Source organism: Flammeovirga aprica JL-4 (assembly GCF_012844305.1).
Lineage (GTDB): Bacteria > Bacteroidota > Bacteroidia > Cytophagales > Flammeovirgaceae > Flammeovirga > Flammeovirga aprica.
This window is the reverse complement of sequence record NZ_JABANE010000030.1, coordinates 68,441-83,211: the sequence shown is the minus strand read 5'-3', so window position 1 is coordinate 83,211 and position 14,771 is coordinate 68,441. Positions and strand designations below refer to the sequence as shown.

Genomic DNA, 14,771 nt, shown 5'->3' with positions numbered 1-14,771 from the left:
ATTCATCACCATGTCAGTGATCAATATATCCAACGATATTTAGATGAATTTCATTTTCGATTTAATAGAAGGGTATATCGGAAAACAATTTTCAAAAAATTATTGGCACGGATGGTTTCTTCAATTCATGTCACCCAAAAACAGCTTTGTGATTGGGCGACGTAAGTTTATATACCTAAAAATCTATTTTAACTTCAATACAGATTGTTATTTAAAGTTGAATTATATCTAAATATTTCAAAGCCCTTTTACTGACAGATTTCCTTTCATCTTTGGATAACCTCTCCAAATGAGGATGCAACCAGACTTTCAAATCCTCCTTTTTTTTAGACCATTTAAAAAGGGTTTCCATGGTTTGATTCAATACAATCCAATCATTATGATGCTCTAGATTATGTTTCATAATAACTATCGCATTTTTCTTTTGTTGATCGGAAATCTCTTTTTCTAGTAAAAGGAATAGCTGTGCAAAGGTCCATTGGGTAGAAGCTTGATCAATTTTTGAGATTTCATTTATAAATCGATCTATATAAGGTGTAAGATAGGTTTTGTCTACTTTGCCAATTTTTTTCATAGCATTGGAAACTCTTAATCGAACTACTTCATCATCACTAAAATAGCAATTGAAAAGTTCATCAAATAAGTCCCTATCTTGTAATACTTCTTCTACAATTTCAACAGTATTTCCGAGGGAGTTTGGGTGTCCTCCTTTTAGTCTTTCTTCAAAGTTTTTCATGTTTTTGGATTTAATGTAAATGATTATTTCTTTCGGTCAGATAAAGGCGAAATTCCAAATTTTCTTTTGTAGTGTTTAGCAAAATGAGAGGAATCAGTATACCCAATTTGATCTGATATTTCTGTCATATTTAATTCAGTGAACTTTACTAATCTTCTAGCTTCAATTAGTCGTTCATTCATTACAAATTGATGGGGTGATGTGCCAAATACATTTTTAAAATTGGTTCTTAAAACACCTATGTTTATCCCGAATTTTTCGCTCAATTCGGTAATTGGTGGTGGTTCCATTAAGTTTTCAATTAATAAATCCTTGATTTTAAATATCTCAACCAATTTTTCATCTGATAATTGAATGCTTTTTTGATTAGCTCTATTTTTAAATAATTGTATCAGCAGATAGGTCATTAATTCGACTGATCTTGATAAAGTCAATCCATATTTACCCTCAATTCCTTTTTGTATTACTATAATGTCTTTGAGTAGTCTCTCCATTTCCAAATCCAATGATTCATGAATCATCCAATCTTTTGGATTTTCTATAAAATTAGCGATTAAATCCCATCGATCATTGCACAACTTCTTGATAAACTCTCTTGTGATTCTGAATGTCACCCCTTTTAATTCTTGATCTTTTAAAACTTTGGTAGGAACACTCTTTTTAGAATTATAAATGACAACATTGGCGTGATTCCCCTTCCCTACTTTCATCTGATTGTAAATTACTTCTGTTTCAAGAAAGAATCGAAATGTAATGCAATCAAAATCCTTTTGATTATCAACAAAGTGAAAATCCTCTTTGAATGACATATCGAAAACTAATATTTGAAATTCATGGTCGAAATCATCGTACCACCACAAATCTATTTCTCCTTGTTTTCCCTTTCCCCAAAAGTGATTGTTGTTGTGTTGATGTTCTTCGTAATGCTTAAGGTTATCGAGAATACTTGATGCTGTAATTTTTTTACCAAAAGAAAAAGAATGTGAACTCATAATCATAATCGTTTTATACCGAAATATATTGTTTTTGCAACAATAATATAATAAATAATCACTGACATTTGTATCACGATATGAAAATAATAAACATAAATCATTATGAAACAAGTCAATTTACTTACCCTATTATTATGCCTTTTGGTCTATAATAGCAGTTTTGCTCAAAAAAAGAATAATTTATCAGTAGACCAAGCAAGAGCATTATCTAAAGAAGCGTTCGAGTTTGGTTTTCCCGCTGTATTTATTCAAAACCAATATTATGTCAATAGTTATGCAACCAAAGCAGTGGGATTTAAAGCACCTATTAATCAGTTTGCTCATAGTAGAGAGTTTGTTGACGCGAGTAACAGACAGTACGTGGGTAATAATGTCGATGTTTTAGCCTCATCTGCAAGTATAGATTTGTCTGAAGAACCTCTTGTTATCACAATTCCTGAGATGGGAGATCGATTTTGGTTAATGCAATTTATCAATACATGGAATGAAGTACCAGCTGTTCCAAGTTCCAGAACGCACGGAGGAAAAGCAAGAACTTTTGTAGTTGTAGGTCCTGAATGGGAAGGAGATGTTCCTGCTGAAATGGAACTTTTGAAAGTTAATACTGAAACTACTCTTATAGTATTGAGATTATACTGCAGTGGTAAATCTGATTACAAGGAAGTGAATGCCATTCAAGATCAAATTAATATTACTCCATTAAGTCAATGGGGGGGAAATTATGTTGCTCCTTCTTACGTAACACTAAAAGAGAACTTTGATGGAAATAGAGATGTCAATGAAATCGTAATGTCGATGCCTGCTGAAGAGTTTTTTAATTCACTTAACAAAGTCCTTTTAAAAAATCCAGCTTATGATGCCGATCAATCCTTCATGGAGAAAATTGCTGCTTTAGGTATCATTCCAGGAGAACATTTCACATTTGACAATTACACTGAAGAAGTACAAGAAGCTATTAATCAAGGTGTAATTGATGCTAAACAAGCCATTGGAGCAAGAGTTAAAAACTTAGGTGAGCTTAAGAACAATTGGATCTTGACTTATGATATGGGCCGCTTTGGTACTGATTACAACTACAGAGCCGCATGGACTTTAATCGGTGTGGGTGGTAATTTATTAGAAGATGCTTTTTACCCTACAACGATCATCGACGAAGACGGTGAAATGTTTGATACAAATAAACACGCTTACAAAATCACATTCTCAAAAGAGGAACTCCCTCCCGTTAAGTCATTCTGGTCATTAACAATGTATGATATTAAAAGCTATTTGGTCCCTAATGATCTAAATAAATATACTGTAGGTGATCGAAGTGATTTGCAATACAATGAAGATGGATCTTTAACGATTTACATGCAAAAAGATCGTCCATCAGAAGATAAAGTTTCCAATTGGTTACCAGCTCCTGAGGGAGCGTTTAGAATTGCTTTAAGATTATATACCCCTGAAGAGCAAGTAATCAAGGGAAATTGGATTCCACCTGTAGTTCAAAAAATTAAATAAACATAACTTATAGACACAATAATATGAAAAATCTAAACAGAATAGTTTTAAGCTTCTTATCCTTATTACTAATCATACAAAGTACTTTTGCTTCTAATATAAACGATCACATTACACCAGAAGAAGCGAAGAGTATAGCTAAAGATGCCTACATTTTTGGATTACCAGTTTTATTATGGGAAAAGCAATTTCAAAGAATTACTTATACCACTTCTCCAAAAGGTTTAATGGCTCCTATGGGACAATTTGGTCATAGCAGACAGTTTGTTGATGCGAGCAATAAAATGGTAGTTGGATTTAATGTAGACAACCTTTATTCTTTTGCAGGTTTAGACCTTGAAGAAGAACCCTTCATTTTATCAGTTCCTGAAGTAAAAGATAGATATTGGATCATGCAGATATTGAATGCATGGAATGATGTAGTTGCTGGTCCTGGAGTAAGAACACACGGTGAAAAAGGTGGTAATTTCTTAATTGCGGGTCCTAATTGGAATGGTACTGTTCCTAATGGAGTAGAATTGATCCGTTCTAATACAAATATCACTTGTATTGGTGGTCGTTTATATAGTAGCGGTGAGGAAGATTACACTATGGTAAATGCTATCCAAGATGAAATTACACTTACTCCATTATCTGCTTGGGGAACTGATTATACTCCTCCTTCAGAAGTTGCTTTAGCGGATATTGAATTCCCTAAAGATGTCAATGAAAGTGTTCAGAATATGTCAGCTGAAGAATTCTTCTCGAACCTGAATAGATTATTAGAAGGCAACTTACCTAACGCTGAAGATCATGAAATCATTGATAGATTGAAAAGATTAAATATTGAAGCGGGTAAAGAATTTGCTTTCACTGATTTTAGTGTAGAGATTCAAAATGCAATAAATGATGGTTTTGAAAAGGGACATCAAGAGCTTGAAGAAATAATAGCTAATCTTGGAACGATCAAAAATGGTTGGACTTTAACTTATGATATGGGTCGTTATGGTACAGATTACGCGCTAAGAGCTGGTTGGTCATATATCGGATTAGGTGGTAATGTTATTAAAGATGCCTTTTACCCAGTAACAAGAGTGGATCAAAACGGCGATGATTTAACTGGTGAGCACCAATACGAGTTAACATTTGCTCATGATGAACTTCCTCCTGCCAATGCATTTTGGTCAGCGACAATGTACGATAAAGATCAATATTTGGTAGATAATGAATTAGATCGTTATGCATTAAGCAACAAAAATGAACTGAAGTACAATGAAGATGGCTCTTTAACTATTTATATACAAAATGAGAAGCCAACCGAGGATAAACTATCAAATTGGTTGCCTGCTCCAAAAGATGGAATTAGAATAACATTAAGACTTTATTCGCCACATAAAAAAGTAGGAAATGGAACTTGGATTCCTCCAACCATCATGAAAGTCAATTAATTAAAAAGGAGTGTTTCTAAACTAAGAAACACTCCTCTTCTTTTTGTTTAAATAAGAAACTTAAACATCAAAACGATCCGCATTCATCACTTTCTCCCAAGCTTTCACAAAGTCTTGAGCAAAAGCCACTGTATTGTCATCTTGAGCATAATATTCACAATATGATCTTAAAATCGAGTTTGAACCAAATACAATATCAACTTGTGTGGCCGTCCAATCAATCTCTCCTGATGAACGATTGACAATATGATACAAGTTGTGTCCAGCAGGTTTCCAATTGTATTTCATATCTGTCAAATTCACAAAGAAATCAGTGCTTAACTTTCCAACATTCTTTGTAAAAACACCGTGTTTTGTGTTTCCATGATTGGTGCCCAATACACGTAAGCCACCGATTAATACAGTCATTTCAGGCGCTGTAAGTCCCAATAATTGTGCTTTATCCAAAAGCATTTCTTCTGGTTTTACTGCATACTCCTTTTTCAGCCAGTTTCTGAAACCATCATGTACAGGTTCTAATACTGAAAATGAATCAACATCTGTCATATCATCTGTTGCATCACCTCTGCCAGGAATAAAACTAGCTTTGATCGAAGGATCAACTTCTTGTGCGGCTTTTTCTACTGCTGCAGTTCCTCCAAGAACTATCAAATCAGCTATGCTTACATCCTTAGAGAAGGCAGATTTGATTTCCTCTAATTTAGAAAGCACTTTCTGTAGACGTTCAGGCTCGTTGCCTTCCCAATCTTTTTGTGGTGCCAATCGAATACGGCCGCCATTTGCTCCTCCTCTAAAATCAGAACCTCTAAAAGTACGAGCACTATCCCAAGCTGTGCTGATTAATTCTTGAGAAGTTAATCCAGAATTTAATATCTGTGATTTTAGATCTTCCACTTCAGCGTCAGTGAGTGTATAATCAACCGAAGGAATTGGATCTTGCCAGATTAAATCTTCAGCAGGTACATCAGAGCCAAGGTATCTTGATTTAGGTCCTAAATCTCTGTGGGTTAATTTGAACCAAGCTCTTGCAAATACATCTTCAAAGTAAGCCGGGTCATTCATGAATTTCTCAGATATTTTACGGTACTCAGGGTCAACCTTCATTGCCATATCTGCATCCGTCATGATCGGATTTCTTTTTACATTCGGGTCAAAAGCATCAACAGGTTTATCTTCATCTTTCATATTTACAGGCTCCCATTGATTGGCTCCGGCAGGACTCTTTCTTAATTCCCAATCGTGATTGAGTAAAAGATGGAAATAAGTGTGGTTCCATTTGTTTGGAGTAGTAGTCCATGCTCCTTCCAAACCACTTGTCACAGCATCTGCTCCGCTCCCCTTTCCTTTAGGGTTTATCCAACCTAAACCTTGCTCATAAACTTCTGCTCCTTCAGGTTCAGGTCCTAAAACAGAAGCATCACCATTACCATGTGCTTTACCTACAGTATGTCCACCTGCAGTCAATGCTACCGTTTCTTCATCGTTCATCGCCATTCTACCAAATGTAGTACGAACGTCATGAGCTGTTCTTTGAGGATCAGATTTTCCTCCAACTCCCTCAGGGTTTACATAGATCAACCCCATTACAACGGCGGCTAATGGATTTTCTAAAGAATCACTATCATCATTGTCACCATAACGGTTATTTCCTAGCCACTCTTTTTCATTTCCCCAGTAGATATCTTTTTCAGGGTGCCATATATCTTCTCTTCCTCCGGCAAATCCAAAGGTTTTGAATCCCATAGATTCATAAGCCATATTACCTGCTAGGATAAATAAATCGGCCCAAGAGATTTTATTGCCATATTTCTTTTTTACGGGCCAAAGCAATCTTCTTGCCTTATCAAGGTTAGCATTATCAGGCCAACTGTTCAATGGGGCAAAACGTTGGTTTCCAGTGTTACTACCACCACGTCCGTCAGAAGTTCTGTAAGTACCTGCTGCGTGCCAAGCCATTCGGATCATTAGACCACCATAATGCCCCCAATCAGCAGGCCACCAATCTTGACTGTCCGTCATTAAGGCTTTCAGGTCTGTTTTTAGGGCTTCCAAATCCAATTTCTTGAATTCTTCTGCATAATTAAAAGGTGTTCCGTAAGGTGTGCTTTTTGTGTCGTGTTGGTGAAGGATATCTAAATTAAGGGTCTTAGGCCACCATTCTTGCACATTGTGCTGTGTTTGAGAATTTGTCCCTTGGTGAAAGGGGCATTTGCTTTCATCTGTGAAATTCATAATTGAGTCTAGGGTTGTTGCTTATTCATTAATGATGGTAAATCATAAGGTTAATTTACCTTGCTGTTTTAAGTTATTCCATTTTCACTAAAAAAACAACGAATATAAAATAACTTTAAACAGTTAAACATTTAAAATCAGAAGCTTTGGATTTTAAGTGTTAATCTGCACAATAGAAACTGATTACTTTCTGAAAAGTTTTCAAATTAAACCATCATTATGAAGGGAGGATTGAACTTTAGGGAAAGAAAAAAGGTTATCTTCATGTACGAAATATTTTTTCTATTCCATAAAGAAGATAACCTAAAGTAGTAAAAAAATGTTAGTCACTATTGGTTTTTGGTTTTCGGTCTTTTGCTAAGCTGGTATATTAAAATAAAATGTTGAGCCTTTGTCGACTTGAGAATCGAGCCATATTCTGCCTCCGTGCAAATCAACAATCTTACGGCAATGTGCTAGCCCTATTCCTGTTCCTTCATATTCACATGTAGAATGCAAACGTTGGAATATGGCAAAAATTCTTTCTCTATGCACTTGGTCAATCCCAATTCCATTATCTTTTACAAAAAAAATCCATTGGTCTGTCTCCAAGCTTGCTCCTATTTTAATAATAGGAGTTGTATCTTTATTTTGAAACTTAATCGCATTGCTGATTAAATTTTGAAAGAGTAATCTTAATTCTGTTTCATAACCTTTTACCTTGGGTAATTTATTCACGTATAGCTGAGCATTTGATTTAGAGATCAATGAATCAATATCTGTTTTTACTTCATTGACTAATACATTGCAATCCACTTTTTCAAGATTCATGTTATGTCCAATCCTCCCGTAATCAAGCAGTGCTTTCACCAACTCACTCATCCTGACACTTGCTCTATTGATAAAGAGTAAATATTTATCCGCTTTTTTATCAATAACACCTCCATATTGTTGATTTAGCAGCATGCTAAAGCTTCTAATGGTATTCAAAGGTTCCTGTAAATCATGACTCGCTACATAATTAAACTGCTCTAATTCCTTGTTCTTAATTTCAAGCTTAGTGGTATACACTCGCATCTTGTGATCGAGTATGCGGTGTTTTACCACAATAAAATAAATCATCCATACTGCCAGAACAGATATTCCTCTATTTACAAAGGCCATCCAAGTAGTATTTTCATCAAAGGTTATAACAGGAATAGCAACAGTCAGTAAAGTTGCAACGATGGAAAACATCAAAGTAACCTTCACTTTCTCTCTTATCAACAATGCAATACAGCAAACATATAAAACACCTACTGCAACGCCCAAAGGAATTATTAAGTCAATAATAAATACGATCAACATTAATAATGCACATTGGTAGATTGGTCTTTCGAAATAATATCTCATGTTGATTCATCATCAGTTTTTTCACGCTCACTTTTTAAAGTATTTTTAATGCGCAAAATTCGATACTTCTTTTTTTGGGTTATACTTATTGTGCCAACTACTTGGTTATCCAATAAACAAGGAAGGGTCTATTTTAATCCTTGTTTTACGATTTATTTGAATATAACACTGTGTACTATATATTCCTAATTTCAACGAACTAACTATTGTACAATTTAATAAGGTTCATCGTTTCATCTTTTAATGTCTTGGAATAATACTATAATCAATCATTAAAACAAGCTCTGTTTAACTCTCTTGTATATATTAGATGTTTAAATACATATTTGACTAATGATATTATAGAATTGTTAAACAAAATAGAAAAAGCAGTTACTTGTTGTTTTAAATAAAATGGAAGTATTTTATTAGAAAATTACAATAAAATAAAGGAGTATAGCTAATAGAGGTTATATTATGTAAGATATTGTTTGAATATAAAAAAAACAGCCCATGCGTAACATGAGCTGTTTTGTATAAAAAAGATAACCTTAAACTTATTTAGTTTTTTCGGCTACCCAATTTTTAGCATTTACAAACGCCTCTATCCAAGGTGATACCTCATCAGTTCTGTCTGATGGATAGTGTGCCCAGTTCCAAGGGAAGATAGCTCTTTCTAAGTGAGGCATCATTACTAAATGACGACCATCTTCAGAAGCTAACGCCGCAGTGTTGTAATCAGATCCGTTAGGGTTGGCAGGGTAAGAAGTATAACCGTATTTACCTACGATATTGTATTTCTCCTCTGCATAAGGGAAGTTGAATTTACCTTCACCGTGTGCAATCCAAACACCTAAACGAGTATCTGCTAATGAGTTCAACATTACAGTGTTGTTTTCAGGAATCACCATGTTCACGAAACCTGACTCAAATTTATGAGAGTTGTTATGCAACATCTTAGGTTTTTCATCATGACCTTTCGTCACTAAACCTAATTCGACCATCAATTGACAACCGTTACAAACACCTAAACTCAATGTATCTTCTCTAGCGTAGAAGTTCTCTAAAGCTTGTTTTGCTTTCTCATTGTATAAGAATGCTCCAGCCCATCCTTTTGCAGAACCTAATACGTCTGAGTTAGAGAAACCACCTACGAAAACGATGAAGTTTACGTCAGTTAAGTCTTCTCTTCCTGAGATCAAGTCCGTCATATGAACGTCTTTCACATCAAAACCAGCTAAGTGCATAGAGTAAGCCATTTCTCTATCACCATTCACACCTTTCTCACGGATAATTGCCGCTTTGATTCCAGAACGCTCTTTACGATCAGGGTTGATACCCAATTTAGAAAGCTTTCCTTCAAATCCTTCAGGGAATGAATAATGTAATGGAGCATTTTTATAGCTCTCATAACGCTCTTTCGCTAATTCCTCACCACTTTGCTTTTGATCTAATAAGTAAGAAGTTTTCGACCAAACGTCTCTTAAATCTTCTGTATTAAATGCTAAAGTAGTTCCATTGTAAGTCACTTCAGTTTGAGCACCTTCTACTGCTTTACCGATCACATGGTAAGTAACACCCGCTTCTTTCATAACTGACTCTAACGCTGCTTCGTCTTCCACTTGGAAGATTACTGAAGGAGTTTCAGAGAACAATACGTTTGTCAAGTCCGCAGTAGAGATTGCTGATAAATCTACTTTATATGCTACATTTTGCTCAGGGAAAGTCATTTCCAATAAAGCAGTAATTAAACCACCTGCTGAAACGTCATGACCTGAAACTACGTTACCTGCTTTAATTGAAGTTTGAATTGCTTCGAAACCGTTCTTAAAGAAATCAGGTTTTGTTACTGTAGAAACTTTGTCACCTACTTTATTTAATACCTGTGCTAAAGATGAACCACCTAATTCATGACCACCTTGTGCAAGGTCTACATAAACTAATGATTTACCTACTTTAGCTACTGGCTCAACTACGTTTTTCAAATCGTCTACCTCACCTACTGTAGAAATAATTACAGTACCTGGAGAGTACACTTTTTCGTCACCGTACTTTTGCGTCATCGAAAGTGAATCTTTACCCGTTGGGATATTCACTCCTAATGCTACTGCAAAATCAGAACAAGCTTCAACCGCATCGTATAAACGAGCATCTTCACCTTCATTCTTACAAGGCCACATCCAGTTCGCAGATAATGAAACATTACCTAAACCGTGTGCCAATGGAGCCCATACTAAGTTAGTCAATGACTCCGCAATTGCGTTGATTGAACCTGCAGCAGGATCGATCAATGCGGCTACTGGAGAATGACCAATCGTTGTAGCGATACCTGCTTTTCCTCTGTAATCACAAGCCATCACTGAAACGTTGTTCAATGGTAACTGAAGACTACCTGCTGTTTGTTGTTTTGCTACACGACCTGTTACAGAGCGGTCCACTTTGTTTGTTAACCAATCTTTTGAAGCAACAGATTCTAATTGCAATACATCATTCAAGTACTCATGTACTTTTGAAGCTTCCACTTCAACAGCTGAGAAATTAGGAGCTACTTTTGTATCCTTCATGATTGTTTTTGGTGCTTTACCAAACATATAATCTAAAGGCATATCAATAGGAGCATTTCCTGTTGTAGTGTCTTTAAAAGTGAATTGCATATCGCCAGTTGTCTCACCTACTACGTAGAATGGAGCACGCTCACGAGCTGAAATTCTCTTTAAAGTATCAATATTTTTTTCGTTGATCACCAATCCCATTCTTTCTTGAGATTCGTTACCTACGATTTCTTTATTAGATAACGTTGGATCACCTACTGGTAATTTGTCTACATCGATCTGTGCTCCTGTTTCTTCTACTAATTCAGAAAGACAGTTCAAGTGACCACCTGCACCGTGATCGTGAATCAATACAATTGGGTTTTCGTCAGCCTCTGACATTGCACGAACCGCATTGTATACACGCTTCTGCATTTCAGGGTTAGAACGTTGAATTGCATTTAATTCGATAGAGTTAGAAAACTCACCTGTTGCAACAGAAGAAACGGCTCCACCGCCCATTCCGATACGGTAGTTATCACCACCCATCACAACAACTTTGTCACCTTTCTCTGGAGTATCTTTTAAGGCATCTCTTCTCTTACCGTATCCTATACCACCTGCCATCATGATTACTTTGTCGAAGCCATGTTTTTTAGCTTCTTCCTCATGTTCGAAAGTAAGTACAGAACCAGCAATTAGTGGCATACCGAATTTGTTACCAAAATCAGATGCACCATTTGATGCTTTAATTAAGATTTCCATTGGAGTTTGGTAAAGCCATGGTCTCTCAGCCATACCTTTTTCCCACTGACGGTCATCTTCTAATCTTGAGTAAGATGTCATATAAACCGCAGTACCTGCCAATGGCATAGAACCTTTACCACCTGCCATACGGTCTCTGATTTCACCACCAGCACCTGTAGCAGCACCGTTAAATGGTTCAACCGTTGTTGGGAAGTTGTGCGTCTCTGCTTTTAAAGAGATCACTGATTCGAAATCTTTTGTTTCAAAGAAATCCGGTTTGTCTTGAGTAGCTGGAGCAAATTGTTCCGCCATAGGACCTTTAATAAATGCTACGTTGTCTTTGTAAGCAGATACTAAGTTATCTGGAGTTTCGTTTGAAGTTTTACGGATCAATTGGAATAACGAAGTAGGTTTTTCCTCTCCATCAATCACAAAAATACCGTTAAAGATCTTATGTCTACAGTGCTCTGAGTTTACTTGAGCGAAGCCATAAACTTCAGAATCTGTTAAAGGACGATTTAATTTTTCACTTACTTCTTTTAAGTAAGTTACTTCATCCTCACTCAATGCCAATCCCTCCTCTTCATTATAAGAAGCGATGTCTTCGATATGACGAATTGGTTCTGGCTCTACATCAATAGTGTAGATCGAACCATCTAATCCTTCATACAAAGCTTGTAGCATTGGATCAAAATCCGCAGATTTTTCAGATTCAACGTGAAGGAATTCCTCAATACGGATAATTCCTTCAATACCCATATTTTGAGTAATTTCAACTGCGTTTGTACTCCAAGGAGTTAACATTTCTTTGCGTGGTCCTACGTACCAGCCGTCCAAAGATGTTTTTTCTGACAATTCCGCATTGCCAAATAACCAAGAAAGTTTTTCTAGATTTTCTTTTGAAAGTGCCTGACCGGCGTGTACTGCAAATACATTGTCTGTATTGCCTTGGAAAAAGAGTACCATTTTGCCCAATTGATTTTTCAGAAGCCCAATAATGCCCCCAAAAGTAAGGGTTAATTTGCGATTTCAACACATTTAGTTGAAAAAGTCACTAAAAAATTAAGTTAATATGAAGTTTTAGGTCTATTTAATAAAAAAATACATCCATTTACAGAGAAACGGATGTATTGTTGACTTTCATTTACTAAAGTTACAAAGCAATTAATCTACTTTCAACTAATTTAGAACTATATCTACGTCGGCAATTGAAACGGCTTTTTCTGATTCTAGAAAACGGATCAATTTAAAGTTGTCGTTGGCAGGGTCTTTAATGTCCTGCAAGTATTGATTCGTGAAATGTTCTGCATGAACGATATTTCCATCCATATCTTTCCACTTAATAAATACGCCATTTATAGCTTTATCAGATTTCATAATTTCACCCTGTAAAACTAAAGCGGCTTTTCTTTCAAAGATTTTAATAATGTTGTCATTCACTCTGAAATAACTGTTATTATACTCAGCATTTAAGAAATGAACGGAAGGTTTAAACTCTTTTGTTCTTATCTCTACCGTTTCGGCAGTATAAGGAATAGTAGTGACAACAATGTCGGAAAATGACAAATATGCTAGTGCAGTAAAAATAATTGCTCCAAAAGAACAGGCGACAATAAGTGTTTTCAATGATTCTTTTTCAATCACTCTTCTTTGTCTCTCTTCTTTCTTTAATGAACTTAGTAGTTGTAGTGCCTTCTCGTCAAGAGGGTTAATCTCAAGGCATTTGTTAGCGAAGCCAATGGATAGGTCTCTGTCTTCTTTTCTTTCTTCCTCATAGTACTTGTTAGCATAACAAGAAGAAATCATAAATAGGGTTTTTGAATCAAAAGGGTTAATTGTAAGTGCCTGATCAAGTTCGAAAATTGCATCATCCCAATTCTTGTATTTATGATATCCGATTGCCCTAGCTAAATGCGAAGAAAAAAGATCCTGCAATTTCACCCATTCTCTATCTGTAACTCCTATTTCTTTTGCAGCAGCTTTCAGATCGCTTTGGGTAATTACATTAGCACGACTTTCTTTGATTTCATATATCCGCTGGATAAACCTGGATAAATGATCTGAACTCATTATAGTATCTCGCATAAGGATCGTTTTGGGTATTAGTAACGTACTTTTATCTAATTAAATATAAACATTGTATCGATCAGTTAATAATTATCGGATTCAACTTGCTTCTTCAATGAATTATATTCTTAGAAGAGTACAATTTGATTATCTAATTAATTGATAATCACTCTTCTATTAACATTTAAGAGCGTTTTCAATAAAAAAGTGCCATAAATCTCCTACATTCTCAATGTAATTTTAATCAATCTTAGTTAGATACAATATGGACAGGTTCTTTGATTCAGAAACCCCTATTCTTTTCATTGCTTTGCACATAACAAAAGAATGATTCAACATTATTCATTCAAAATAACATACAATACCCACTCAATATTAGATTACTAACTAGCACTCTTTTATGGAAACCATTTAAAAAATAATGCTATTAAATTCTGACTCCTCTAAAGTGTTAAACTTTGTTACATACACCACTGTGCCTCATCTTATTTTCAAATTGTGATACTCATCATTAGTATATTAAATGATCAGCAAACAACTTTGCAACAAAGCAAACTATGGAAAAAGCAAACATCAAAATTTTTAATCTGAAGTCAAATTATTGTGAAATATGACTTATTTCAAATCTCAAATAACAACAAATTTCAAATGAGAATTCTAATCTTAACAATCTTCTCTCTCATCTTGTGTACTGCGTGTGAAAATGCAGAATATACTGCAAGTAAGTTTAATCAAGAAGAAGCTAACACAACTACAAATGCTGTAAAATCACATGATTTCTCTGTAGGTAACATTTACCGTCATGCAGGTACTGAAGACCTCTTTGAGTTCTATGGTGCGGGAACAATTGAACAACCTCTTTTCCAAGGAGCACTCAACACCCGTTCAATCAAGGATAAGCATGTTAATTTTACATGGGAAAAAGAAACGGGTACTTTGTACTTTTTTGATGACGAAGGTAATACTTTCTATTACACTTCTGATTCATGGTATGTAGCAGAATAATCTCATATCCTATTCATCTATTGCAGCCCTGTTAAACGAAATTCGTTTTTCGGGGCTGAAATGTCTAATTACTTTTTGTGTTCAGTGTTAGATTCTCATAAAATGCCAGTTTTATTCTACGTTATGAAGAAAAATCATCCTTAATATTTTACTTTTGATAAAATTTAATGGAATTAAT

9 protein-coding genes are annotated in these 14,771 nt (G+C 35.3%); 3 read left to right on the top strand and 6 right to left on the bottom strand.

Going from position 1 to position 14,771, the window contains the following annotated elements; translation table 11 throughout:
• Nucleotides 1-211 precede the first annotated feature (211 nt).
• Together HHU12_RS12850 and HHU12_RS12845 are read right to left on the bottom strand one after the other, a co-directional pair.
• Nucleotides 212-736, bottom strand: coding sequence for a hypothetical protein (locus tag HHU12_RS12850; RefSeq protein ID WP_169657148.1), 525 nt, complete (start codon nt 734-736; stop codon nt 212-214).
• A 23-nt stretch (nt 737-759) separates the two neighbouring features.
• Nucleotides 760-1,728 carry a helix-turn-helix transcriptional regulator gene (locus HHU12_RS12845; protein ID WP_169657147.1) on the bottom strand — a complete coding sequence of 323 codons (969 nt, stop codon included), beginning with the start codon at nt 1,726-1,728 and terminating at the stop codon, nt 760-762.
• Nucleotides 1,729-1,833: 105 nt separating this feature from the next.
• On the opposite strand from HHU12_RS12845, the gene HHU12_RS12840 reads away from it, so the two are divergent.
• Together HHU12_RS12840 and HHU12_RS12835 are read left to right on the top strand one after the other, a co-directional pair.
• Entirely contained in the window at nt 1,834-3,234 is a 1,401-nt protein-coding gene (locus HHU12_RS12840; protein ID WP_169657146.1) for a DUF1254 domain-containing protein, read from the top strand.
• Between the two features lie 23 nt (nt 3,235-3,257).
• The gene (locus HHU12_RS12835; protein WP_169657145.1) at nt 3,258-4,661 is read left to right on the top strand and encodes a DUF1254 domain-containing protein; all 1,404 of its coding nucleotides are present in this window, start codon (nt 3,258-3,260) and stop codon (nt 4,659-4,661) included.
• Between the two features lie 60 nt (nt 4,662-4,721).
• On the opposite strand, the gene katG is transcribed toward HHU12_RS12835, so the two are convergent.
• The 4 genes from katG to HHU12_RS12815 form a co-directional block, all read right to left on the bottom strand.
• On the bottom strand, nt 4,722-6,893 hold the full coding sequence (gene katG / locus HHU12_RS12830) for a catalase/peroxidase HPI (protein ID WP_169657144.1): 2,172 nt from the start codon (nt 6,891-6,893) through the stop codon (nt 4,722-4,724).
• 357 nt (nt 6,894-7,250) lie between these two features.
• The gene (locus tag HHU12_RS12825) at nt 7,251-8,264 is read right to left on the bottom strand and encodes a sensor histidine kinase (RefSeq protein WP_169657143.1); all 1,014 of its coding nucleotides are present in this window, start codon (nt 8,262-8,264) and stop codon (nt 7,251-7,253) included.
• A gap of 536 nt (nt 8,265-8,800) precedes the next feature.
• Nucleotides 8,801-12,487, bottom strand: a complete 3,687-nt coding sequence (gene purL, locus HHU12_RS12820) for a phosphoribosylformylglycinamidine synthase (RefSeq protein ID WP_169657142.1) — start codon at nt 12,485-12,487, stop codon at nt 8,801-8,803.
• Between the two features lie 213 nt (nt 12,488-12,700).
• The gene (locus tag HHU12_RS12815) at nt 12,701-13,606 is read right to left on the bottom strand and encodes a hypothetical protein (protein ID WP_169657141.1); all 906 of its coding nucleotides are present in this window, start codon (nt 13,604-13,606) and stop codon (nt 12,701-12,703) included.
• Nucleotides 13,607-14,236: 630 nt separating this feature from the next.
• On the opposite strand from HHU12_RS12815, the gene HHU12_RS12810 reads away from it, so the two are divergent.
• Nucleotides 14,237-14,593, top strand: coding sequence for a hypothetical protein (locus HHU12_RS12810; RefSeq protein ID WP_169657140.1), 357 nt, complete (start codon nt 14,237-14,239; stop codon nt 14,591-14,593).
• Nucleotides 14,594-14,771 lie beyond the last annotated feature (178 nt).

Bases quoted from the DNA above. Each gene is read 5' to 3' on its own strand.
- HHU12_RS12845 (WP_169657147.1), bottom strand. From the start codon at position 1,728: ATGAGTTCACATTCTTTTTCTTTTGGTAAAAAAATTACAGCATCAAGT.
- katG (WP_169657144.1), bottom strand. From the start codon at position 6,893: ATGAATTTCACAGATGAAAGCAAATGCCCCTTTCACCAAGGGACAAAT.
- purL (WP_169657142.1), bottom strand. From the start codon at position 12,487: ATGGTACTCTTTTTCCAAGGCAATACAGACAATGTATTTGCAGTACAC.
- HHU12_RS12810 (WP_169657140.1), top strand. From the start codon at position 14,237: ATGAGAATTCTAATCTTAACAATCTTCTCTCTCATCTTGTGTACTGCG.
- HHU12_RS12835 (WP_169657145.1), top strand. From the start codon at position 3,258: ATGAAAAATCTAAACAGAATAGTTTTAAGCTTCTTATCCTTATTACTA.
- HHU12_RS12840 (WP_169657146.1), top strand. From the start codon at position 1,834: ATGAAACAAGTCAATTTACTTACCCTATTATTATGCCTTTTGGTCTAT.
- HHU12_RS12815 (WP_169657141.1), bottom strand. From the start codon at position 13,606: ATGCGAGATACTATAATGAGTTCAGATCATTTATCCAGGTTTATCCAG.
- HHU12_RS12825 (WP_169657143.1), bottom strand. From the start codon at position 8,264: ATGAGATATTATTTCGAAAGACCAATCTACCAATGTGCATTATTAATG.
- HHU12_RS12850 (WP_169657148.1), bottom strand. From the start codon at position 736: ATGAAAAACTTTGAAGAAAGACTAAAAGGAGGACACCCAAACTCCCTC.